Source organism: Rahnella variigena (assembly GCF_003610915.1).
Lineage (GTDB): Bacteria > Pseudomonadota > Gammaproteobacteria > Enterobacterales > Enterobacteriaceae > Rahnella > Rahnella variigena.
Map to the genome: position 1 here is coordinate 4,673,562 of NZ_NSDJ01000001.1, position 24,254 is coordinate 4,697,815.

Below are 24,254 nucleotides of genomic sequence, written 5' to 3' on the forward strand. Positions count from 1 at the left end.
GTCACCTCAGGCTTTGGGTTGGTCTGAAAAAATGGCATCAAGCTTGTCGCCCGCTTCCTGATAACCGCTGCTCTCGTAGATCGCCTGCTGTAAATAGGCTTCCATCTGCGGGTACAGGCGAATGGCTTTATCCAGCAGCGGATCGCTGCCCGCCGCGTAAGCCCCGACGCTGACCAGGTCACGGTTACGCTGATACGAGGAAAGCAACTGCTTGAAGTTTTGGACTTTTTTGTAATGCACCGGCTCGATAAGCTCGGTCATCGCACGGCTGATGGAGGCTTCAATATCAATGGCCGGATAATGGCCGGATTCAGCCAGACGACGCGACAGCACAATGTGTCCGTCGAGGATCGCACGGGCGGAGTCGGCGATCGGATCCTGCTGATCGTCGCCTTCCGTCAGAACGGTGTAAAACGCGGTGATCGACCCCCCTTCTTTCACGCCATTCCCCGCACGTTCAACCAGTGCCGGTAATTTCGCAAACACAGAAGGCGGATACCCTTTGGTCGCCGGAGGTTCACCGATGGCCAGCGCGATCTCACGCTGCGCCATCGCATAGCGGGTCAGGGAATCCATGATCAGCAGGACATCCAGCCCGTTGTCGCGAAAATCTTCGGCGATACGCGTGGCATACACCGCGCCCTGCATACGCAGGATCGGTGAAACGTCCGCCGGGGCGGCAATCACCACAGAACGCTTGCGACCTTCTTCGCCGAGAATATTTTCGATGAAGTCTTTCACTTCGCGGCCACGTTCACCAATCAGGCCGACGACAATCACATCGGCTTTGGTATAACGGGCCATCATGCCCAGCAGCACACTTTTCCCGACGCCGGAACCGGCAAACAGCCCCATACGCTGACCACGACCGACGGTCAGCAGGCCGTTAATCGCACGGACGCCGACGTCCAGCACATTTTTAATCGGGTCACGTAACAGCGGATTCACTGGCGGCGTAAACAGCGGGCCGTGTTGTGCCGTGACGGGCGGCGGCAGGCCATCGAGCGGACGGGCGCTGGCATCCAGCACGCGTCCCAGCAGTTCTCTGCCCAGCGGCAATTGCTTGCCTTTGCTGGCTCCTTCCCCGCTTTCAAGCGCATAAACCCGTGCGCCCGGTAAAATGCCATCGACATTTTCCAGCGGCATCAGATACAAAATCTGGCCGTTAAAGCCGACCACTTCGCTTTCGACTTTATCCACGCCTTCGCGGGAATGACGTTCCACGATGCACAATGTGCCAATGGGCAGTTTCAGCCCGACGGCTTCCATCACCAGTCCGGTGGCGCGGGTTAATTTGCCGTACTGGCGAAAAGGCGGCAGCGAGGTCATCAGCTTCTCTTTTCTGTCGATAGCCTCCAGCCATTTTGCGAGACGCATCGTCATGCCAGATAATCCTCACGACTCAGCTCGCACAGTTCCTGCCAGCGGGTATTCATGGTCGCATCGAACTCGCCTTCTTCCGACGTGATCCGGCATCCGCCCGGCAAGATCTGCGCGTCGCCACGGATATCCCAGCCCATCGACGCCAGTGATTTACCGACGTTATCCTGAACCAGCGCCAGATCATCAGGATTGACCCACAGAATCGCGGTGCCCTTGAACAGCGTTTCCTGCTGTAACAGCTGCTGAATTTTCTCCAGCAAGACGTCATTATCGCAGGTGATATTTTTGCCCAGAATGGAGCGTGCCGCCGTCAGCGACAACTGCACCAGACGCGACGGGATCACGCTGTCGAGGTTGCTGAGGGCAATTTTGAACTCCTCCAGCAGCCGGGCAAAATGCTCGCCGGTTTCACGCTGCTGCGCGCCTGCCTCAGCCAGACCCTGTTCAAAACCTTCTTTGTGACCCTGAGCAAATCCCGCCTCGTGCCCCTGTTTTTTTCCTTCTTCCACACCGCGTGCCTGCCCTTGCGCAAAGCCTTTTTGTTCGGCCTGCTGGCGGATGCGGGATAACTCGGCCTGCAATAATTCATCAGACTGATAGGTTCCCGGCGTATCAATAATGTCATGTTCAGGCTGGCTGAAATCGTCCAGCAGGTTCTGCGGCTTCCAGACCTGCCAGTCAGGCTGCGTTTCGCGATCAGACGTAGGCATCTTCGCTTCCTCCAATCACCACTTCGCCGGTTTCTGCCAGACGGCGGACAATCAGCAAAATGCTCTTCTGCTCGGCTTCCACCTGAGACATACGGATCGGACCGCGTGAACCCAGATCCTCTTTCATGATGTCAGCCTGGCGACGGGACATATTGCGGAAGAACTTCTCACGCAGCGGCCCTTCGGCACCTTTGAGGGCAACGATAAGTGATTCGTTTTCGATTTCCTGCAGGATGCGCTGAATGCTGCGGTCTTCGATTTCCACAAGATTTTCGAACAGGAACATCTCGTCGATAATCTTCTGCGCCAGTTCCTGATCGAACTCGCGAACGGCTTCGATAGCCGCCTCTTCCTGCTGAGATTTCATCAGGTTGAGAATTTCCGCCGCAGGACGTACACCGCCCATTTTGCTGCGCTTGAGATTCTGACCGTGCAGCAGACCGTTGAGCACTTCGGTCAGTTCCTGCAAGGCAGCAGGCTGAACGCCGCCGAAGGTAGCGATACGCAACATAATGTCGTTACGTTCGCGGTCATCGAATTTACTCAGCACATCCGCAGCCTGACCGCGTTTGAGGTGAACCAGAATGGTGGCAATAATCTGCGGGTGTTCGTCGCGGATCAGGTCGAAGACGGTCTGCGGCTCCATAAAGTTGAGCGTCTCGATACCGTTGGTGCCCTGCTGGCTATCCAGCAAGTCCTCGAGCAGGCTTGAGGCACGCTCTTCGCCCAGCGCCTTCACCAGCACACTGCGCAGATACTCATTGGTATTCACGCTCAGTGCCGCGTATTCACTGGAATCCCGCTGGAATTCCTTCAGAACTTCGGCCAGTTGCTCGTGAGTGAAGCCGCCCATATTGACCATTGAACTACTGATCAGTTTGACTTCATGGGTGTTGAGGTGCTTGAACACCTCGGCCGCCAGCCCGTCACCGAGCGTCAGCATGACGATCGCACTTTTATCTGAGGCATTCATCAGGACTTCATCTCCTTATTCATCCACTGGCGAATGACCAGTGCAATAACCCGTGGCTCCTGCTGTGCCAGTTCGCGCAGGCTCTGGGTATTAAGTTCCGTTTCAACGCGCTGCTCGGCCTTGGCTCTCGCGCCGCTTTCTGCACGGCGTGCGCTGGCATCCAGTTCTTCCTGACGTGCCTGTTTCTCAAGTTCCAGCCGTTGCAACACCAGTTCCTGATTGCGCAGCCAGGCAGGCTGCACGGCTTTACGCCACAGGAACCAGGCCACGAGGGCAATCAGCAGATAACGGGCGGCAGACATCAGCAGGTTGATGAAGCCTTCCTGTTTCCAGAACGGCGGTGCTGGTTCTTCTTCCACCGGGGTAAAGGGCGAGTTCACAATGTTGATGGTGTCGCCACGGGCGGCGGAATACCCCATCGTCTCTTTCACCAGCGCATTCACCTGCTCCAGTTGCTCCGGCGTTAACGCCACCGGCGTGCCGTCTTTACCCGGCAGATAGTTGACGACCACGGCAACAGAAAGCCGTTCGATGCTGCCGGTACTGCGCTTGATGTGCGTCAGCGTGCGGTCGAGCTCATAGTTAGTGGTGTTGTCTTTGCGGTTGTTAAACGGCATCGGCGTAGCCACTGTCGTTTCAGCCGTGCCTGCCGCCTGAGTGGCGTTGTTGTTTGCCGCATTGGCCCCCTGCGCAGGTTGATTCGCTACCGGCGGCTGGGTAATGGGCGCGGTCGCCGGCACAGGTGGCTGATTGCTCAGCGCCCCCGGCACACCACCGACGCCATTTTTGCTGCCCTGTTCGGCATCACTGGTCTGGCGGCTGCGGATCGCCATTTTGTCCGGCGATGAATTGGGCTGGTATTGCTCGGCGGTTTGTTCGTGCTGAGTGAAATCAATCTGTGCAGTCACCTGCGCCTTAACGTTATTGCGCCCGACAATCGTGGCGAGGATCGTCTGGATACGCTGCTGGTAATCCGCTTCGACTTCGCTGGTGTATTTGAGCTGCGTCGTCTGCATCGCCTGACCGCCACTTTGGGTCAGCAAGCGTCCGCTCTGATCGACGATGGTAACGTTATCGGCATTCAGCCCCGGCACTGCGCTGGAAATCAGATACGTGATCGCATTCACCTGCCCGGAATCCAGCGTGCGTCCGTTGTTCAGCGTCACGGTGACCGCCGCAGAAGGTGGCTTCTGTTCGCGGACAAACATAGAAGGTTTTGGCATAGCCAGATGCACGCGGGCATTCTGTACCGTGCCGAGCGTTTCAATGGTCCGGGCAAGTTCGCCCTCCAGCGCGCGCTGGTAGTTAACCTGCTCACTGAACTGGCTGATGCCAAATTTTTCCTGATCGAGCAATTCGAAACCCACGGCGCCGCCCTTCGGCAAACCGAGCTGGGCGAGGGTCAGCCGTGCTTCGTGAACTTTATCCTCAGGTACCATGATCGCCCCGCCGCGTTCCTGAAAGCGGTAAGGCACATTCATTTGCGTTAATTGCGCCACGATAGCGCCGCCATCCTGATCGCTGATATTGCTGTACAGGACGCGATAATCTGGCGATTTCGCCCAGAAGATCAGGGCAATAATGATTGAAATTGCCGCAGACGCGCTGATGAGCAATATAATTTTAGGACTCGAACGTAAACGTTCTAATGCTGCCATCAGATTAGCTGTACTTTTGTTTTTAATACCGTTTGTTGTGGCATTCATGCCGTAGTCCTGTAAAAAAATAAATGACGCAATGCAGGCGTATTGTTGCGAATCAGCACTCCGGATACGGATAAGAGAAAGCGAAGCAGTAAATACACAGACAGATTTCCAGTCGCGTATTATCTTCTAATTGCGTTTTTTTTAAACATCAATAAGCTGAAACTTCTGTCAGCTATTCGCATTATTTTATTTACATGACCTTATGTTACGCTGCAGTTATTAAAAACCCACAGAGAGAATAACGGCGAGCTTATTAAGCCGATATAAAGGAATTTCTGATGTCTATTCAATCGATGAAAGGCGTTCTGGATCAAATTAGCTTCCAGGCACAGCAAACGTCGGCCACACAAAAAACACCGTTCATTTCTGATAATAAAAATGTTGAGAAAAAATTACAATTTTCAGACATTTTATTCGACAGTATTAACAATATCAGCCAGGTGCAGAACACCGCCAAGACACAGGCGCAGGACTACATGACCGGTGCGACCGACATCGGGCTGAACGATGTCATGATATCCATGCAGAAATCGTCTGTGGCACTTAATCTGGGTATCCAGGTGCGAAATAAAATGGTCAGTGCTTATCAGGAAGTCATGAGTATGTCTGTTTAAAAGACGTGTTATCTGATGACATAACAGTATCGGAAAAAAACCTCTTTTAAGAAATATGTTCAATATGGCCGGCTGGTCATTTTTTATTTCTTCGCTGTCAATATCTGCCGTACCAACCTACAGGAGATCATCACCTTCCTTATCAATTGGGGAATATGCAGGCAGATATGTCAGTTATTATCCCTTTGGGAATTAAATTCCATCAGTAACAGTTGAACAATTGAAATATGCGACTTCAGGAAGAACTCTCCGATAAAGATTTGCAAAAGATTGCAGAGCTTATCTATCAACGCGCAGGGATTGTATTAAATAGCCAGAAGCGTGACATGGTCTATAACCGTTTGTCCCGCAGGCTACGTGAACTGAAATTAACCCGTTTTGCTGATTATGTGAGTCGCCTGGAATCCAATCAGAACAGCCCGGAATGGCAGCTATTTATTAATGCGCTGACCACCAACCTGACGTCATTTTTCAGGGAGTCTTATCACTTCCCTATTCTGGCAGAACATGCGCGCAACCGGCCAAATTACACCGTGTGGTGTACCGCAGCATCGACCGGTGAAGAGCCTTGTTCCATCGCCATGACGCTGGATGAAACTTTGGGGCGTCCTGTGGCAGGACCGCGAGTCTGGGCAACGGATATCGACACAGAAGTATTACAGAAAGCCACGAATGCGGTGTATCGCCTGTCCGATCTCGACAGTTTAACCGCTGAACAGAAGCGAAATTATTTCCTGCGCGGCACCGGCGATCAGGAAAATCTGGTGAAAGTCAGAAAAGAATTACTGGCCAGTATCCGCTACCAGCACCTTAATTTGCTGAGCCCGAACTGGGATGTTCCGGCACCGTTTGACGCCATCTTCTGCCGTAACGTGATGATCTATTTTGATCAGAAAACGCAGGAGCAGCTGATGAAACGCTTCGCCACCATGCTCAAACCGGGAGGCATTTTGTTCGCCGGCCATTCTGAACATTTTAACAGTAAGAATGGTCCTTTCCGCCTGCGTGGTCAGTCAGTGTATTCCCTGGCACGGGAGAAATAATGAAAAAGATACGAGTACTTTGTGTTGATGATTCGGCACTCATTCGCACCATTATGAGTGACATTGTGAATCATCAGTCTGATATGGAAATGGTGGCCACAGCACCGGATCCCATCATTGCCCGGGATTTGATCAAGCGATTTAATCCGGACGTTCTGACGCTGGACGTGGAAATGCCACGGATGGACGGTCTGGACTTTCTGGAACGCCTGATGCGTCTGCGCCCTATGCCGGTGATCATGGTGTCCTCGCTGACCAGCCGGGGATCGGAAATAACACTGAGTGCTCTGGAACTGGGGGCTCTGGATTTTGTCACCAAGCCTGAAATGGGGCTGAAAGACGGCATGATGCAATATGCGGAAATTATTGCAGAAAAAATCCGCATGGCTTCCCGGGTGCTGGTCTGCCGCCGGGACCGTCATCCCAACGTCACTGCGGTGATTTCCAGCCCGCTGGTCGGCAGTGAAAAAATCATTGCGATTGGTTCCTCCACCGGCGGTACCGAAGCCTTGCGTCAGGTGCTACTTCCGATGCCGATGACCAGTCCGGGCATCGTGATTGCTCAGCATATGCCGCCCGGCTTCACGCGTTCTTTTGCAGAACGCCTCGACAACTTGTGCCAGATTTCGGTGAAAGAAGGTGAGGACGGCGACCGCGTTCTGCCGGGTCATGCCTACATTGCGCCCGGCGACCGGCACATGGAACTGATCCGCAGCGGCGCGAATTACCACATCAGACTGAATCAGGCTCCGGCGGTTAACCGCCACCGCCCTTCCGTCGATGTGCTTTTCCGGTCAGTCGCCAAATCTGCCGGCAAAAATGCAGTGGGCGCAATCCTGACCGGCATGGGCAGTGACGGTGCCCACGGATTACTGGAGATGCGCAACTCCGGCGCGCATACCCTGGCACAAAGCGAGAAAACCTGCGTGGTCTTTGGTATGCCGCGCGAGGCAATCGGGCTGGGCGCGGCGTGCGAGGTGACTGATTTACATGACATGACGCAGCACATCCTCAACGGGGTGGTGGGTCAGGCCCGGCGAATTTAACACCTGTTATGGCACCTGCTATCGGGTGTCTTTTGTTTTTCTACCGTTTTGTATTTTCACAATTTTCACCCTTTAAGGACGAGTAAATGGCAGATAAAAATTTGCGCTTTTTGGTTATCGATGATTTCGCCACCATGCGCCGCATTGTCCGCAACCTGCTTCAGGATTTGGGATTTAAGAATGTTGAAGAGGCCGAAGACGGTCAGGATGCGCTGACTAAACTGCGCGCGTCGACCTTCGACTTCGTCATCAGTGACTGGAATATGCCAAACCTGGATGGCCTGCAACTGCTTTCGGAAATGCGTAAAGACGATGCACTGAAAGCGATTCCGGTGCTGATGGTGACCGCCGAAGCGAAAAAGGAAAACATCATTGCGGCGGCACAGGCTGGCGCAAACGGATATGTGGTGAAGCCTTTCACCGCGGCAACGCTGGAAGAGAAACTCAATAAAATCTTCGAAAAACTGGGATGGTAATCAGAGGATGAATACAACAACAAACCAGGCGTCAGCAAAAAACTTCAAAGACATTTTTTCCCGCATTGGTCAGCTCACCCGTCTCCTGCGCGACAGTGTGGCTAATCTGGGTCTGGATCGCGCCATTATGGATGTGGCGGAAGCGATCCCCGATACCCGGGAACGTCTGAATTATGTCGTGGGGAAAACCTCGCAGGCAGCCGACCGCGCATTAACCTGCGTGGAAATTGCGCGCCCGCTTCAGGATTCCCTGAGCGAACAATCTTCCGGCCTGAAAGAACGCTGGGATACCTGGTTTGAAAATCCGGTTGAGCTGTCAATGGCGCGGGAACTGGTCGCAGACACACGCACCTTTCTTGATGAAACGCCGGTGATTGCCCGCCAGACCAATGAACAGCTCATGCAAATCATGATGGCTCAGGACTTTCAGGATCTGACCGGTCAGGTCATCCAGAACATGATGAAGCTTATCGAAAACGTGGAGCAGGAGCTGATTCAGGTTCTGGTAGAAAACATGCCGGGCATGATGCCAGCGTCCACCAGCGAGCCGGAAGACAGCCTGAAAAACGGGCCGCAGATCAACCAGTCCGTGGCAGGCATTGTCGCCTCGCAAGATCAGGTCGATGACCTGCTCGATTCGCTGGGATTCTAAACATCATGCGGTTCTGTTTCCTCCTCTCTTATTCTCTGCATTCCGCCCTGCGCGGTCACTTCACGGGCTGCTCTTATGTCTGAAGAAAGTGATGTAGAAAAAACAGAGGAACCCACCCCCACCAAAATATCGAAAGCCCGCGAAGAGGGGCAGGTTCCGCGGTCGAAAGAGCTGACATCTTTACTGATGCTGCTGGTGGGCTGGATGCTGATCATGCTCGGTGGCTCGCATCTGGCCGGAAAGCTCAGCTTGCTGTTGCACAACGGGCTGACCTTTGACCGTCTGGTGATGCTCGATTCCAGACTGATGCTTCTGCGCGCCGGTGAGTTATTCAGCATGGCGGTATTTTCCGTGCTGCCCATTTTAGTCGGGCTGTTTTTCACCGGGCTGGCCTCGCCGCTGTTACTGGGTGGTCTGAATATCAGCGGGAAATCATTAAAAATGGATCTCAAGCGTTTGAATCCTTTATCAGGACTCAAACGCATGTTTTCCACACAGGTGGTGTCGGAATTACTGAAAAGCCTTCTGAAAGTCACCCTGGTGGGATGTGCAGCCGGGGTTTACCTGATGAGCGCAAAATCCCACATGATCCAGCTGATTTATGAACCGGTCGTGATCGGACTGAAGGATATGCGATCGCTGGTGTCCGGCTGTCTGCTGGTGGTGATCCTGGCCCTGATCCCGCTGGTGGGTTACGACGTATTCCATCAGATCATGAGTAACCTGAAAAAGTTACGCATGAGCCGTCAGGAAATACGTGATGAATTTAAACAGCAGGAAGGCGATCCGCACGTTAAAGGACGTATAAAACAGCTGCAACGCGCCGCTGCCCGTCAGCGAATGATGGAAGACATCCCTCAGGCTGACGTGATTGTGAATAACCCGACCCACTATTCTATTGCCCTCAGCTACAAAGAGGACGGAACAGGCGCGCCAATGATGCTCGCCAAGGGCGCGGGCGATATTGCATTACGCATCCGTGAAGAAGCGGCTAAGCACAATATTCCGATGCTGGAAGCCCCGCCGCTGGCGCGTGCGCTTTACCGGCATTGCGAAATTGGCGAACAAATCCCGACCGAATTATACGGTGCCGTCGCAGAGGTTCTGGCCTGGGTATACGGCCTGAGACGCTGGAAAAAAGGCACCGGCGCGCTTCCTAAAAAACCTGAGAACCTTCCGGTGCCTGCTGCACTGGATTTTGCACAAGAGAGTCATGAGTGATGGCCAATTTAGCCACCAAATTACGTTTACCGGATTTTAAACAGACGCAATGGCAAATACTGGCAGGTCCGGTATTGATCATGACCATTCTGGCCATGATGATTTTGCCACTGCCGGCTTTCATTCTGGATTTGCTGTTTACCTTCAATATCGTGCTGTCGCTGATGATTTTGCTGGTGGCGATGTTTACGCAGAACACCCTGGAATTCTCCGCGTTTCCGACGGTGCTGCTGTTTTCCACGCTGTTGCGGCTGGCGCTGAACATTGCGTCGACCCGTATCATCCTGATGTATGGGCATACCGGTGAAGGGGCGGCCGGTCAGGTGATCGACGCATTCGGACACTTTCTGGTGGGCGGTAATTTTGCCATCGGTATCATCGTGTTCGTCATTCTGGTGATCATCAACTTCATGGTTATCACCAAAGGTGCCGGGCGTATCGCCGAAGTTGGCGCACGTTTTGTCCTCGACGGGATGCCGGGCAAACAGATGGCGATCGATGCGGATCTGAATGCCGGGATCATCGGCGAGGAAGAAGCCAAAAAGCGCCGCAGCGATGTGACGCAGGAAGCCGACTTCTACGGTTCCATGGACGGTGCCAGTAAATTCGTGCGCGGCGATGCCATCGCAGGGTTGCTGATCATGGCCATTAACGTAATCGGCGGACTGATGATCGGTACGATGCAGCACGATATGTCTTTCGCCGAAGCCGGTGCAACTTACACCCTGCTGACCATCGGTGATGGTCTGGTGGCGCAGATCCCCGGACTGGTGATTTCGACCGCCGCCGGTGTGATCGTGACCCGCGTGGCGACCGATCAGGACGTCGGCGAGCAGATGGTGGGTCAGCTGTTTAATAATCCACGCGTCATGGTGCTGGCCGCCGGTGTGATCGGCTTGCTGGGGCTGGTGCCGGGGATGCCTAACTTTGTCTTCCTGCTGTTTACCGGCGGCTTACTGGCCCTGGCCTGGTGGATGCGCGGACGTCAGACCGATAATCCGTCAGCCCGCAAACGCCCGATGAGCAAAGACGCTCAGGCGGCGGCGAAAGCCGAAGCTGACGCGGCGCAGGTCACCGAAGCCTCCTGGGCAGACGTGCAGCATGAAGATGTTCTGGGGCTGGAGGTCGGATATCGCCTGATCCCAATGGTAGACAGTGAACAGAAAGGTCAGCTGCTGACCCGTATTCGCGGGATCCGTAAGAAATTTGCTCAGGAAATGGGATTCCTGCCACCGCCGGTTCACATCCGCGACAACTTAGATCTGGCCCCGACGGATTACCGGATCCTGCTGAAAGGCGTTGAAATTGGACGCGGGGAAACTCAGCCTGAACGCTGGATGGCGATCGATCCGGGTTGTGCTGAAGGTGAATTGCCGGGTGTACCTTGTCAGGATCCGGCCTTTGGTTTACCTGCGGTGTGGATCGACGAAGTCATGCGCGAACGGGCTCAGGCGCTGGGTTACACCGTGGTTGATCCGAGTTCGGTGATCGCCACACACCTTAATCACCTGATTTCCCTGCACACGGATGAGCTGTTTGGCCGCCAGGAAACGCAGCAACTGCTGGATCGCCTGACGAAAGACATGCCGAAACTGGTTGAGGATCTGATCCCCGGCGTGATTTCGCTGACCACGTTCCACAAAGTGCTGCAAAATCTGCTGTCGGAGCGGATCTCCATTCGCGACGTGCGGACGATTATTGATACGCTGGCGGAATTCGCTGGCACGATTGCCGATCCTGACGATCTGACGGCGCACGTTCGCATCAGGTTAGGTCGCGCCATTACTCAGAAATGGTTCCCCGGCAATGGCGAAATGCAGGTGATCGGACTGGATCTGAATCTCGAACGGTTGCTGACCCAGGCGACACAAAGTGGCAGCGCCATCGAACCGGGCATTGCAGAAAATATTATGCTGCAGACGGAAAAAGCCATTGCCCAGCAGGAAGCCAGCGGAGCGCCGCTGGTATTGCTGGTGAATCAGCCTCTTCGCTTCATGTTGTCCCGCTTCCTGCGCCGCGTCTATCCGCAGCTGACCGTGTTGTCGAATCAGGAAATCAGCAATAACCGTAACGTCAGAATGTCTTACATCATCGGGGGCAAAGAATGAAAATTCGTGCCCTGACCACCGGGCTTACGCTGTTATTCCCGCTGGCGGCTGCGGCTGCCAGCGGTTCATGGAGCGGAGATTCTGCCGGCGGGAAAGTCAGCGTGGGCAATCAGACGTTAACCAGTCGCCCGCTAAACACGACCCTCCCGCCAGCGGCGACCCTTAGCCGGATTTCGTGGCGTATCAGCCTGCTCTCTGCGCCGCCTCCGGGTTTGCAGATTAAATTATGCAGTCAGGAAAAGTGCATCAGGCTGGATTCATTATCGGGGCAGAAAAGTGTGGGTTCATCGCTGACGGCGCGCGGACCCTTTTATTTTGTCTATACGGTGGAAAGTCAGGGACAGCTATTGCCGCCCCTGAATGTGGTGAAGAATCAGCTTACGATTAATTATTATTAACAAGTCACTGTGGCTAATTGAATTACCTGTTAAGAATAATCAGTATTCAATTTTGCCGAAGAGTAGCAAGCAAGGTGAGAGGGGTGCTCAATGCTATGCTAAGGCTATATTTGGTTAACCAAAATAGCCTCTCCGGGGATTAATGGAACGCGGAGGTAAATTGAGATGAATACGCCTCGCTGTACTTCTTCCCGCGATGTAAAGATGACATCTCCTTTTTTAGTATATCCAGTCTGCTTTTCAGCGTTTTTTCAATTTCGTCTTCACTTTCGATCAGGCTTTTCAGAATAAAGCTAAGTGACGTCTTCTCATCTGGCAATATATCTTCCGGCTGATTACTGATCACATCATTCAGTTTAGTAATATACACTTCGGCAAGCTGGATAAACTCTTCCCACTTGCCCTGCTTTACCATTTCCAGCAGATGTAAGTTCAACTGATAAATCTCTTCATACTCTTCGCATACCGTGTTACCCATAATTTTCCAGCCTTTTTTTAGGTTCAATTTCCTTCCATGTCGTGGCAAGGTTTGTCAGTATTTCACTCACACTCGTGAGTCCGTCCGGAGAGTTTTGCCGGTTAGCATCCAGCAAGGTTCGTGACATATAGTCATATAACCTCTCCAAATCTTCCGCGATGTGTTGTCCCTTTTCATGATCCAGAGACGTTCGCAATCCGTTATCAATAATATTGATAGCCCGGGAGATCATTTCTCCCCGCTTGGCAATATTTCCCATCTCAAAATAGATTTTGGCGCGCAGTACGGCGTTATTCGCGCCTTCATACAACATGGTAATCAGCTCATGTGGCGATGCGCCAGCCAGCTGACTTTCCAGATCAACCTGCGCGTAAGCCTTACTTCCCGATTTTGAATACATGGTGGTTCCGCTTTCTCCCGGCAGGAGGGCAAGCCTCCTGCAAGGTCATTATTCGTTAAAATTAAACCATCAGAGTGACGATAAAAGGCCGTTCATCTGATTTTGCAGGCTGTTCAGCTGTGACATGGTGCTGTCCAGCGCCGAGAACTGAACCCGGTAACGTTCGACCTGTGCGTCGATCAGTTTCTGGGTTTTATCCAGCTGGGTCTGCATGATTTTGACCTGTTCATCCAGGCTGTCAGTGGACGTTTTAATCAAACCGTCAGTTTTGGTGTCCGGATCACCCACATATTTGGTGATGATGGTGCCGAGTTTGACGGCCATCCCTTCGTTAGTGCCGCGTCCCATGAACATATCGGCAATACCGTCTGGATTATCAGCAATGGCGGCATCAATTTTGCTTTCATCCAGCGTCATCTGGCCGGTGGTCGCATCAATTTTGATACCGATATCCGCCAGTGAGGTGATGTCGGCATCCGAAGAACCGTAGGTGCCGTTCACCGCAGTACGCAGCTCACTGACCATGCCGCGAAGGGTGGAATCCCCCATCAGTGCGCCGCTTTCACCATTTTGCGTGGCGACCTGATCGTCTTTCAGACCTGACGTATCATTCTGGACATATTTGCTGGCTGCGGTGGTCATTTTCAGCAACGCGTTGTACTTCTCAACGAAGTCTTTCACGCTGGTTTTGATGGCCCCGGTATCACGGGTCATCGTCAGCTGTTCTGATTTATTATCTTCCGACACTGCTTTGAGCTGCAGGGTGACGCCGCTGATAATATCGCTGATGTTGTTGGAAGAACGGGTATATGAGCTGCCATCAACTTTGAGCTTTGCATCTTGCGCTTCGGTCACTAAATACATGCCGTCGCCGTTATCGGGGCCATTAACTGGCCGGCCGCCGGCCGAGGTATTCAGCATATCGCCGAGTTTGTCATCGCCCTCGACCTTAACGCTGATTTTACCGTCGCTGCCGGTGCTTTTTGAACTCAGTACCAGCTGATAACCGTCGTTGGTGCGCTGCACGCTGGCGCTGACACCACCGTCTTGTTTATTGATGGCCTTGGCAATCTGGTTCAGTGAGGTTTCATCATCCTTCAGCTCAACCGTGGTGGTTTTCGCTGAATCACCGGAGCCGGTCGTAATGGTGACCGTGCGGATACCGTTATTCGCCTCGCCTTGCGCATCGTCGGCACTGTCCACACCTTCGGTTTTGATTTTGTGCGCCATCGCCAGCTGTTCAACCGTGACTTCATGGCTGTCGGCATTGGCGCCGGTAGTGGCTGTCGCGCTAAACGCTTTATTAGAGCTGACCGTTAAGGTGTTAAAGGCATCGTTAGACAGACTTTTTACGCTGGTTTGCAGCGCTGACATTGAACTGGAAATCTGACCCCATGCGGAAATCTTCGATTTATAGCTCGTTTGCAGCAAGGTATAAGGCTTCAGACGCGTCTGTTCCCCTGCCTTGATCTGCTCAAGCATGGTTGCTGTGTCAAGACCGGATCCGATACCCAATGATGAGAAGGAAGCCATTATATTCTCCTGTATAGAATGTATTTTATTTCAAAGTAACTTCACTATTAGATATCGGTTCAGACAATATAAAGTTTAATTCTTTGTCATTTACCCATCAACCATAACGCCCGATAAAAACATTCCCTGCTTCTTTTCACCCAATAGATTTCAGAAATCAGGGGTTATTTCACTTATTCCGATCCGCAAACTTCACAATTAGCGACATAAGTGCGTTCTTTTATCGTGATTATGATGTAAATAAAAAAATCCCTCTGCTGAAAACGTTATTAACATTCTCACCTTCAATTTTAACAAAAGTATAATTTCTGACCACCCAGCAAATTAATTTAAAAAAAGACTTTAGAGATTTTCCGGCACTCCGATGATTTAAGCATGCGAACGAAATAACGCATCACTCAATTTAAATACAGTTGCAGTGTTACATTATAAATACTCGAGGAAATCTCAATGGCACAAGTTATTAATACCAACTCCCTGAGCCTGGTAGCACAGAACAACCTGAATAAATCTCAGTCTTCACTGGGTACCGCTATTCAGCGTTTATCTTCCGGCGTGCGTATTAACAGCGCGAAAGACGATGCTGCGGGTCAGGCGATCAGCAACCGTTTCACTTCTAACATCAACGGTCTGACGCAGGCTTCCCGTAACGCCAACGACGGTATCTCCATTGCGCAGACCACTGAAGGCGCACTGAACGAAGTCAACGACAACCTGCAGAACATCCGTCGTCTGGCTGTGCAGTCTCAGAACGGCACCAACTCAGAATCTGACCGCAAGTCCATCCAGGACGAAATCGACGCGCGTCTGGCTGAAATCAACCGTATCTCTGAACAGACTGAGTTCAACGGCGTGAAAGTCCTGAGCTCAGACCAGACCCTGAACATTCAGGTCGGTTCTAACGACGGTCAGACCATCGAAATCAACCTGAGCAAAATGAACTCCACCACCTTAGGCATGGATGGTTTCGACGCCACTAAAGTCGCCACCAAACTGAGCGTCGGTTCTAAAGTCAGCGGTGATGCTTCCGGTACTGCAGCCAATGCGGTTCTGAGCCAGACTGATATGGATAACATGAAAACTGAAGCCTTTGGCTCAGGCGGCACCGGCGAAATCTACTCCACCAAAGACGGCAGCGGCAACACTGTTTACGTCGCTGTGGGTAAAGACTCTACCGGCGCGGATGTGGCTGTCACCATGGACGCAACCTTCAGCGCAGGGTCCGGCGGCGCGGCTGATACCGTGTCCTTCTCTAAAGGTGCTGCTGCGACTGCCGATCAAATGGCAGGCGTCGGCCAGCTGAAAGCGATTGACGATGCACTGGCACAGGTTGACGAACTGCGCTCCGGTCTGGGTGCGGTACAGAACCGTTTCGATTCTGTTATCAGCAACCTGAACAGCACCGTGAACAACCTGTCTGAATCCCGTTCACGTATTCTCGATGCTGACTTCGCGTCTGAAGTGTCTAACATGAGCCGTGCGAACATCCTGCAGTCCGCAGGCGTGACCGTACTGGCACAGGCTAACCAGGTTCCGCAGAACGTTCTGTCTCTGCTGCGCTAAGTGAGCTTGTAATACGCTACAAGACGTGATCCTTAATACCCCTGCCCTCACCGGCGGGGGTATTTTTTTAATAAAAGAAATTTTGTAATAAAGAGCTTTTGTAATAAGAGAGCTTTCTGTAATAAGGGTGTTTTCTGTAATAAGAAAGACTCACGCCATCCGCTGAACTAACGCCACAATTGCACGTATTTCATCAAATAAGCCACCGAAATAAAAATAACGCAAAAACCTGTTTAGTCATTTTTCCTTCCACCGATATTTATTATATGCGAACGGAATGACGCATCACTCAATTTAAATACAGTTGCAGTGTTACATTATAAATACCCGAGGAAATCTCAATGGCACAAGTTATTAATACCAACTCCCTGAGCCTGGTAGCACAGAACAACCTGAATAAATCTCAGTCTTCACTGGGTACCGCTATCCAGCGTTTATCTTCCGGCGTGCGTATTAACAGCGCGAAAGACGATGCCGCAGGTCAGGCGATCAGCAACCGTTTCACTTCTAACATCAACGGTCTGACGCAGGCTTCCCGTAACGCCAACGACGGTATCTCCATTGCGCAGACCACCGAAGGCGCACTGAACGAAGTCAACGACAACCTGCAAAACATTCGTCGTCTGGCTGTGCAGTCTCAGAACGGCACCAACTCAGAATCTGACCGCAAGTCCATCCAGGACGAAATCAACGCGCGTCTGGCTGAAATCAACCGTATCTCTGAACAGACTGAGTTCAACGGCGTGAAAGTCCTGAGCTCAGACCAGACCCTGAACATTCAGGTCGGTTCTAACGACGGTCAGACCATCGAAATCAACCTGAGCAAAATGAACTCCACCACCTTAGGCATGGACGGTTTCGATGCTACTAAAGTCGCCACCAAACTGAGTGTCGGTTCTAAACTCAGCGGTGATGCTTCCGGTACTGCAGCCAATGTGGTTCTGGATCAGACTCAGCTGGATGCAATGAAAGATGCAGCATTCAGTGCAGGCGGCTCCGGCGATATCTACTCCACCAAAGACGGCAGCGGCAACACTGTTTACATCGCAGTAGGTAAAGACGCGTCTGGCGCGGATGTGGCGGTTACCATGACTCCAACCTTCAGCGCAGGGTCCGGCGGTGCGGCTGATACCGTGACCTTCGCGAAAGGTACTGATGCGACTGCCGATCAAATGGCAGGCGTTGGTCAGCTGAAAGCGATTGACGATGCACTGGCACAGGTTGACGAACTGCGCTCCGGTCTGGGCGCGGTACAGAACCGTTTCGATTCTGTTATCAGCAACCTGAACAGCACCGTGAACAACCTGTCTGAATCCCGTTCACGTATCCTCGATGCTGACTTCGCGTCTGAAGTGTCTAACATGAGCCGTGCGAACATCCTGCAGTCCGCAGGCGTGACCGTACTGGCACAGGCTAACCAGGTTCCGCAGAACGTACTGTCTCTGCTGCGCTAAGTCAGTTTGTAATACGTTAGTCAGTCATAGTGTAGTCAGTATCAAATCTCCCCGGTCTTCACGGACCGGGGGGATTTTTTATTGCCGGTATGATCACAACAGTAAATAAGCTTAATAAAAAACATCAGCAATAAAAAAGGGCGACAGAATACTCTGCCGCCCTTTAATCATATTTCTCACTGTTTACGGAGGTTCTTTAATTAACGTTCCGGGTTCAGGCTTCCTGGCGTTCTGTTTCAGTATGGAAAACCGACACCATACTTTCCAGCTCACCGGTGCGTTCATCCATCATCACCGTTATCGCCGCTGATTCTTCAACTAACGCCGCATTTTGCTGGGTCACCACATCCATCTGGTTAATCGCCACTGCCACCTGCTGAATCCCCATGTTCTGTTCTTCAGAAGCCTGAGTGATATCCTGCATGATGTTGCTGACTTTACTGACAATTTCAACAATATCGCCAATCGTCTCTTTGGCCGTATCGACGCGTTTACTGCCCGCTTCGGTATCCTGTACCGAATGTTCAATCAGCCCGCGGATTTCTTTGGCGGCATCGGCGCTGCGTTGCGCCAGATTACGCACTTCGGTCGCCACGACGGCAAATCCACGCCCCTGCTCACCGGCACGTGCGGCTTCCACCGCGGCGTTCAGGGCAAGAATGTTGGTCTGGCTGGCAATGCCGTCGATCACTTTAATAATGTTGGAAATCTGCGTGGCATGGCTGGCAATCGTGCCCATTGAGCGGACCACATCGACCATGATTTGTGAACCGCTGTCGGCCATCTGTTTTGCTTCGTTAGCAAGATGATTGGCCTCACGGGCATGTGCCGTATTGTTTTCGACCGTGGTTTTGATCTCTTCCATACTGGCCGCAGTCTGTTGCAGGGCGCTGGCCTGTTCTTCAGTTCGCGAAGACAAATCCTGGTTACCATGGGCAATTTCAACGGCATTATGGCGCAGGTTGACCGCCACCCCCTTCACGCCGGAAATGATATTCACCAGCGAAGCGCGCATTTCTTCAATACTGCTGAACAGTTTACCCATTTCATTACGGCCATAATCTGGCACCTGACTCGCCAGCTCTCCCTGACTGATTGCCGAGAAGATCGCGGAAGCTTCGGACAAACGGCTGATCACCATGCGGGTGATATAGCGCGAAAGTGAGACATACAAAATCACAAACAACACCACGACAATGGCGATTGTTATCCATAACAGGTCATGTAAAAAATCGGCTCTCTCTTTGTACTGAGTAGTGAGCTTATCGGCTACGGTGTAATAACTGCCGGTGACGGTTTCAAGCTCGGTGATCAAATCATCGGTCTTATCAATCACCGCGGCACTGCCATGAATATCTTTGAAGAACGTCATGTAGGTATCGGTGATCTGCATAAACAGCGCACCAGCCTTGTCTGATAACTCCTGCGTGTAGGCGTCAGCCTTTTTCTCTTTTACCCACTGATCAATGCTGCGACGGATATTACTGTTATGGGCATTAATGGCGGTAGCCCACTCATCTGATACCTGTTCATTCGATAAAGACGCGGCCTTAAGAAAAAGAACATTACCGCGCATCAGCATTAACTTATACATGGCCTGATCTAATAATTTCACCCGGCTGTTTAAGTTGGTAATATCCTGAAAATTACTGCGAGAGATATCCGATATTTTTAAACTTAATCCCGCAAGAAGGATAAATGAAAAGGCAATAACATAAAGATGGCCCTGGACCATTTTTCTAATACTGATTAATGATAACAAAATAAAGTTTCCTGTTAAGTTTCATAACATGAATGTAATAAGCGGTTATGCTTGCTGGCATAATAAACACAGAAAGCCTGACTTTTTAAGAAAGGCTCTCTTGATATAAATAATGATTTTTGGGTTTGCAGCAGCTACTGGCAGACGGTTATTAGTTTGTGATTAAGAACCTGTCATTCACAACCGGCATTATTCGTAGGTGGCGTCCGCCATTTTTTCGACAATTTCCATTTCGTCACTGTTCAGCAGTTTTTCGATATCGACCAGGATCAGCATACGGTCATCGAGCGACCCGAGGCCCAGCAGGTATTCTGTGGACAGCGTGACGGTGAAGTCCGGTGCGGGTTTGATCTGATCCGCTTTCAGGGAAAGCACGTCAGACACGCCATCAACGACAATACCCACCACGCGGTTACACAGATTCAACACAATCGTGACGGTATTATCATTAATTTCCGCAGACTCAAGCTGGAATTTCACCCGCAGATCTATAATGGGCACAATAACGCCGCGAAGATTAGTGATCCCGACAATAAAATCAGGTGAGTTGGCAATGCGCGTCGCACGATCGCAACCGCGGATCTCCTGAACTTTGAGGATCTCGATCCCGTATTCTTCATTACCTAATGTGAAAACCAGGTATTCCTGATCTACATTCTTTTCGCTAAATTGTTTTTCTGTTCCGGAAAAATGCATGAAATTACCTTACGCAGTAGGGACAAGTTGATTTTTTTTGGCGGCGATCTTTTTATTTTTGCTCAGCGTTAAAAGAGCAACCACGTCGAGGATCAATGCGACGCTGCCATCGCCTAATATAGTGGCGGCGGAAATACCCGGCACTTTACGGTAATTAAGCTCAAGGTTTTTCACCACTACCTGATGCTGACCAATAAGCTGATCAACCAGCAAGGCATAGCGGCAACCCGCACTTTCCAGAATGACCGCAATACCGTCACTGGCCTGGCGGATTTCACTTTCAATATTAAAGATCTGATGCAGCTCAATCAGCGGCAGATATTCGCCGCGCACTAACAGCATCTGTTCATCACCGGCCATATTGTAAAGCGCGCTTTCCGACGGTTTCAGGGATTCCATCACCGTGCCGAGCGGCAGGACATAGATTTCCTCGCCCACCCGGACAGACATCCCGTCGAGGATCGCCAGCGTCAGCGGCAGAATGATGCGGATAGTGGTGCCTTTATCCTGCTCAGAATGGATTTCGACATGACCGCCCATTGCCAGAATATTCCGGCGCACCACGTCCATCCCGACGCCACGACCTGAAACATCGGTGACTTTTTCTGCGGTAGAGAACCCGGCCGCAAAGATAAGCATCCAGATTTCTTTGTCGCTCCAGTTTTCACTGACCGCCAGCCCCTGCGAGTGCGCGCGTGCGAGGATCTTCTCGCGGTTAAGTCCGGCGCCATCATCAATGACTTCAATCACAATGCTGCCGCCGTGGTGTTCAGCGGACAGGATCAGATTACCTTTTGCCGGTTTGCCTTTCTCCAGTCGCACCTGCGCAGGTTCAATGCCGTGATCCAGACTGTTACGCACCAGATGCGTCAGCGGATCAATAATGCGTTCGATCAGGCTTTTATCCAGCTCTGCCGATCCGCCGCGCAGCGTCAGTTCGATGTCTTTATTCAGTTTGCTGCCCAGATCATGAACCAGACGCGGGAAGCGGCTGAACACATATTCCATCGGCATCATGCGGATCGACATCACCGATTCCTGCAAATCACGCGCATTGCGTTCCATTTGCCCGATGCTGCTGATGAGGGTGTCGTGAAGGGTCGGATCCAGTACGCCGGAAAGCTGCGATAACATGGCCTGCGTGATGATCAGCTCGCCGACCTGATTAATGATTTGATCTACCTTTTCTACCGCCACACGCAGACTGTTGGACTCGGCAGGTTGTGCGCGTGGTGTGGCTTTAGGCTTTGTGGCGGGAGCAGGCGGCGCGGCGACGGCTTTTTCTGCCAGCGGTTTTTCTTCCGGCTGCGTGTCTTTCTGAGGCATTTCCTGCGCGGGAACATCTTGCACAGGCGCCACGGAGGTTGCCGGTTTTGCGTTGCCTGCGGTAATCGTAATTTGTCCGGGTTCCAGCACAAAACAGAGTACCGCGAGAATATCGTCGGCACAGACGCCGGTCTGCAACGCAACCTCGAGCGAATCTTCACCCTGCTGATGACTCAGTACGTCGCCCAGATTAGCCAGTTCTTCCAGAAGCACGGTTTTATCTGACGCTGAAATCCCGCTCAGTCTGACGTTCAGCATCTCACCGCAGGTTTCAGTACTGACCGGAACCGGCTCGGCTACCGGTTGTTCAGCTGTTTGTTCAGCAGGTGCTTCTGCGGCAGACGCTGCTGACGTGGCGGACTGTTTATCTTCCAGTGCAATTTGGCGGAGCGCTTCACAGATATAGCGGAAACTTTCCTGGTCAGGCTCTTGCGAGGATTTATACGCATCAAGCTGATCTTGCATAATATCTTTGCTCTCCAGAAACAGATTTATGATGGCGTCAGTGAGCGTCAGCTCTCCCCGTCTGGCGTCATCCAGTAAGTTTTCCATGATGTGCGTCGTTTCCTGCAGAACCGTAAATCCAAAGGTTCCTGCTCCTCCTTTAATCGAGTGAGCGGCACGAAAGATGGCATTCAGCATTTCCTTGTCGGGCGACATGAAATCCAGCTCCAGAAGGTGCCTTTCCATATCGGCCAGGAGCTCATCTGCCTCATCAAAGAAGGTTTGGTAAAAATCGCTGATATCCATTTTTAATGACCTTGTCCCTGAGAAGATTGCTGTAAAGGATTGACGACAACCGAACCGGCAGGCTCAGTCTCAACGCCGCCTGACATTTTTTTCAGTTCAGCTTTAATTTTCTCACTGCCCTGGTTGTCGGTGACCTGCTGCAAAACCGTATCCTCTTCCAGAATCGATTTTTCTTTATTCATGCTGAGAACCAGAATACTGATACGGCGGTTTACCGGGTCATCGGGACGCAGATTTTCCAGGCTCATCCTGTCAGCAGTACCAATGACGCGCAGGAATTTATTATCGGCCAGGCCACCGGAGACTAAGGCACGACGCGAGGCATTGGCACGATCCGAGGAAAGCTCCCAGTTGCCATAACCGGCTTCGCCGTTGGCATAAGGCAGAGAATCTGTATGCCCGGTCAGGCTGATACGGTTGGGCAGTTCATTGAGCACCGGCACCAGCGCCTGAAGAATGCCGCGCATATAAGGCTCCGGCGTTTTACTGCCGACTTTGAACATCGGCCGTTCCTGCGTATCGATGATCTGGATAAGCAATCCGTCATCGGTCAGGGAGAGCCGCAGGTTAGACTGGAAATCGCTCAGACGAGGATCGTTGTGGATCAGGCTTTCCAGTTTTTCATGGGCGCGTCGTAAATTTTGCGCATTCTTTTGCCTGTCGAGCCTGGTGAGCGTTTGTTTGAATACCTCGCCGTCCTGCTTCATGAAATCATCCCCGCCGCCGGGTATCACGCTGCTGCTCAGGCTGGCTTTATCCCCTTTGCCCATCGCCATTTTCAGCGGCATCTTGAAGTAATCCGCGATTTGTTCACGTTGCAAAGGGGTTGAGGATGAGAGCAGCCACATGACCAAAAAGAAGGCCATCATGGCCGTCATAAAGTCTGCGTACGCAATTTTCCACGAGCCACCATGATGGCCATGTTTATGCTTTTTGCGCTTACGGACAATGATTACCGGACCGGGACTTTTGTTCATGATGGCGTGCTTTCCGAGCTGGCCGAGGACTTCGCTTCGCGCACATGTTCTTCAAGCTCAATAAAGGTTGGACGCTCACTGGAGAACAGCGTTTTACGCCCAAATTCCACCGCAATCTGCGGCGCATAGCCATTCATGCTGGAGAGTAATGTCACCTTGATGCATTGCAGCATTTTGATTTGCTCGGCGCTCTTTTGACGCAGCACAGAGGCCAGCGGCAAGACAAATCCATACGCCAGTAAAATACCGAGGAACGTTCCCACCATGGCGTGAGCGATAAGCTCACCCAGCTCGGCCGCCGGACGGTCAGCGGCCGCCAGCGCATTCACCACGCCCATCACCGCGGCAACGATCCCAAAAGCCGGGAAGGCGTCACCAATCACGTTCAGGCTGTTAGCCGGGACTTCATGTTCGTGTTCACAGGTTTCGATTTCCTCATCCATCAGCGCTTCGATTTCATACGAATTCATGCTGCCGCTTATCATCAGGCGCAGATAATCGACAACGAAGTTCATCAGTGAGGCATCAGCCAGCAAACGGGGATAAGCGGAAAATATGGGACTGTTCTGCGGATCTTCAATATCGCTTTCCAGGTTCATCATGCCGTTCTGTCTGGCTTTGGTCAGCAGCAGAAACATCATGGCCATCAGATCCATATAAAGCGCTTTGGTATAACGTGAACTTTGTAATAAATGAGGAAAGGCTTTCAACGTGGCTTTAATGGATTTGCCGTTATTCCCGACAATAAATGCCCCCACACCTGCCCCCCCGATAATTAACAGTTCAGCCGGCTGATAGAGTGCACCGAGCTGTCCGCCGGTTATCACGAACCCGCCAAAAACAGTGAGAATAACAACCACGTATCCAATAATGACTAGCACATGTGCTCCTTAAATAATTCAATATCCAGATCTTACCCATGTGTTCAGTAGCCATAAAATTGACATACGGGGAGGCCGTATCACATCGTGGCGACACCAGGTTT

At 51.8% G+C, this 24,254-nt stretch carries 22 protein-coding genes; 10 read left to right on the plus strand and 12 right to left on the minus strand.

Features of this window, described 5'->3' with window-relative positions; translation table 11 throughout:
- Positions 1-6: 6 nt before the first annotated feature.
- The 4 genes from fliI to fliF are packed head-to-tail and all read right to left on the minus strand — an operon-like array spanning position 7 to position 4,772.
- Positions 7-1,383, minus strand: a complete 1,377-nt coding sequence (gene fliI, locus CKQ54_RS21610; RefSeq protein WP_113878046.1) for a flagellar protein export ATPase FliI — start codon at positions 1,381-1,383, stop codon at positions 7-9.
- Positions 1,380-2,093, minus strand: a complete 714-nt coding sequence (locus CKQ54_RS21615; protein WP_113878045.1) for a flagellar assembly protein FliH — start codon at positions 2,091-2,093, stop codon at positions 1,380-1,382. The genes fliI and CKQ54_RS21615 overlap by 4 nt, the downstream gene beginning before the upstream one ends.
- A complete protein-coding gene (fliG, locus tag CKQ54_RS21620) occupies positions 2,080-3,066 on the minus strand; it encodes a flagellar motor switch protein FliG (RefSeq protein WP_112287671.1) in 987 nt (328 codons plus the stop codon). The genes CKQ54_RS21615 and fliG overlap by 14 nt, the downstream gene beginning before the upstream one ends.
- Positions 3,066-4,772: a flagellar basal-body MS-ring/collar protein FliF gene (gene fliF / locus CKQ54_RS21625; protein WP_120163530.1), complete on the minus strand. Its 1,707-nt coding sequence runs from the start codon at positions 4,770-4,772 to the stop codon at positions 3,066-3,068. Before fliF ends, fliG begins: the two co-directional genes overlap by 1 nt.
- 278 nt (positions 4,773-5,050) lie before the next feature.
- Between fliF and fliE the strand changes: the two genes are divergently transcribed.
- The 8 genes from fliE to CKQ54_RS21665 all read left to right on the plus strand — a co-directional run bounded on the left by fliE (position 5,051) and on the right by CKQ54_RS21665 (position 12,330).
- Positions 5,051-5,386, plus strand: a complete 336-nt coding sequence (gene fliE, locus CKQ54_RS21630) for a flagellar hook-basal body complex protein FliE (RefSeq protein WP_112287673.1) — start codon at positions 5,051-5,053, stop codon at positions 5,384-5,386.
- Between the two features lie 227 nt (positions 5,387-5,613).
- Complete coding sequence (locus CKQ54_RS21635) at positions 5,614-6,429, plus strand: CheR family methyltransferase (protein WP_120163529.1); 816 nt, start codon at positions 5,614-5,616, stop codon at positions 6,427-6,429.
- The gene (locus tag CKQ54_RS21640) at positions 6,429-7,475 is read left to right on the plus strand and encodes a protein-glutamate methylesterase/protein-glutamine glutaminase (protein ID WP_120163528.1); all 1,047 of its coding nucleotides are present in this window, start codon (positions 6,429-6,431) and stop codon (positions 7,473-7,475) included. The genes CKQ54_RS21635 and CKQ54_RS21640 overlap by 1 nt, the downstream gene beginning before the upstream one ends.
- A gap of 86 nt (positions 7,476-7,561) precedes the next feature.
- Positions 7,562-7,951, plus strand: a complete 390-nt coding sequence (gene cheY, locus CKQ54_RS21645; protein ID WP_112287676.1) for a chemotaxis response regulator CheY — start codon at positions 7,562-7,564, stop codon at positions 7,949-7,951.
- Between the two features lie 7 nt (positions 7,952-7,958).
- On the plus strand, positions 7,959-8,603 hold the full coding sequence (gene cheZ, locus CKQ54_RS21650) for a protein phosphatase CheZ (RefSeq protein WP_120163527.1): 645 nt from the start codon (positions 7,959-7,961) through the stop codon (positions 8,601-8,603).
- Positions 8,604-8,678: 75 nt separating this feature from the next.
- Positions 8,679-9,824, plus strand: coding sequence for a flagellar biosynthesis protein FlhB (flhB, locus tag CKQ54_RS21655; protein WP_120163526.1), 1,146 nt, complete (start codon positions 8,679-8,681; stop codon positions 9,822-9,824).
- Entirely contained in the window at positions 9,824-11,932 is a 2,109-nt protein-coding gene (gene flhA / locus CKQ54_RS21660) for a flagellar biosynthesis protein FlhA (protein WP_113878041.1), read from the plus strand. Before flhB ends, flhA begins: the two co-directional genes overlap by 1 nt.
- A complete protein-coding gene (locus tag CKQ54_RS21665) occupies positions 11,929-12,330 on the plus strand; it encodes a flagellar protein FlhE (RefSeq protein WP_113878040.1) in 402 nt (133 codons plus the stop codon). Before flhA ends, CKQ54_RS21665 begins: the two co-directional genes overlap by 4 nt.
- Before the next feature lie 139 nt (positions 12,331-12,469).
- Here the strand turns inward: CKQ54_RS21665 and CKQ54_RS21670 are convergent, their stop codons facing one another.
- From CKQ54_RS21670 to fliD, 3 genes are all read right to left on the minus strand, one after another.
- On the minus strand, positions 12,470-12,808 hold the full coding sequence (locus CKQ54_RS21670) for a flagellar protein FliT (RefSeq protein WP_244220243.1): 339 nt from the start codon (positions 12,806-12,808) through the stop codon (positions 12,470-12,472).
- Complete coding sequence (gene fliS / locus CKQ54_RS21675; protein ID WP_120163525.1) at positions 12,801-13,208, minus strand: flagellar export chaperone FliS; 408 nt, start codon at positions 13,206-13,208, stop codon at positions 12,801-12,803. Before fliS ends, CKQ54_RS21670 begins: the two co-directional genes overlap by 8 nt.
- Positions 13,209-13,277: 69 nt before the next feature.
- Positions 13,278-14,741, minus strand: a complete 1,464-nt coding sequence (gene fliD, locus CKQ54_RS21680; RefSeq protein ID WP_120163524.1) for a flagellar filament capping protein FliD — start codon at positions 14,739-14,741, stop codon at positions 13,278-13,280.
- A 450-nt stretch (positions 14,742-15,191) separates the two neighbouring features.
- On the opposite strand from fliD, the gene CKQ54_RS21685 reads away from it, so the two are divergent.
- Positions 15,192-16,304 (plus strand): FliC/FljB family flagellin, encoded by a 1,113-nt coding sequence (locus tag CKQ54_RS21685; RefSeq protein ID WP_120349696.1) that lies wholly within the window; start codon positions 15,192-15,194, stop codon positions 16,302-16,304.
- Positions 16,305-16,645: 341 nt separating this feature from the next.
- Complete coding sequence (locus CKQ54_RS21690) at positions 16,646-17,758, plus strand: FliC/FljB family flagellin (RefSeq protein ID WP_120349697.1); 1,113 nt, start codon at positions 16,646-16,648, stop codon at positions 17,756-17,758.
- Positions 17,759-17,972: 214 nt separating this feature from the next.
- Here CKQ54_RS21690 and CKQ54_RS21695 read toward each other — a convergent pair whose 3' ends face one another.
- The 5 genes from CKQ54_RS21695 to motA form a co-directional block, all read right to left on the minus strand.
- Positions 17,973-19,352, minus strand: coding sequence for a methyl-accepting chemotaxis protein (locus tag CKQ54_RS21695; RefSeq protein WP_244220244.1), 1,380 nt, complete (start codon positions 19,350-19,352; stop codon positions 17,973-17,975).
- 357 nt (positions 19,353-19,709) lie between these two features.
- Entirely contained in the window at positions 19,710-20,216 is a 507-nt protein-coding gene (gene cheW, locus CKQ54_RS21700; protein ID WP_112287685.1) for a chemotaxis protein CheW, read from the minus strand.
- Positions 20,217-20,225: 9 nt separating this feature from the next.
- Positions 20,226-22,292 carry a chemotaxis protein CheA gene (gene cheA, locus CKQ54_RS21705; RefSeq protein WP_120163773.1) on the minus strand — a complete coding sequence of 689 codons (2,067 nt, stop codon included), beginning with the start codon at positions 22,290-22,292 and terminating at the stop codon, positions 20,226-20,228.
- A gap of 2 nt (positions 22,293-22,294) precedes the next feature.
- Entirely contained in the window at positions 22,295-23,269 is a 975-nt protein-coding gene (motB, locus tag CKQ54_RS21710) for a flagellar motor protein MotB (RefSeq protein ID WP_113877441.1), read from the minus strand.
- Positions 23,266-24,150 (minus strand): flagellar motor stator protein MotA, encoded by an 885-nt coding sequence (gene motA, locus CKQ54_RS21715; RefSeq protein WP_112287688.1) that lies wholly within the window; start codon positions 24,148-24,150, stop codon positions 23,266-23,268. Before motA ends, motB begins: the two co-directional genes overlap by 4 nt.
- Positions 24,151-24,254 lie beyond the last annotated feature (104 nt).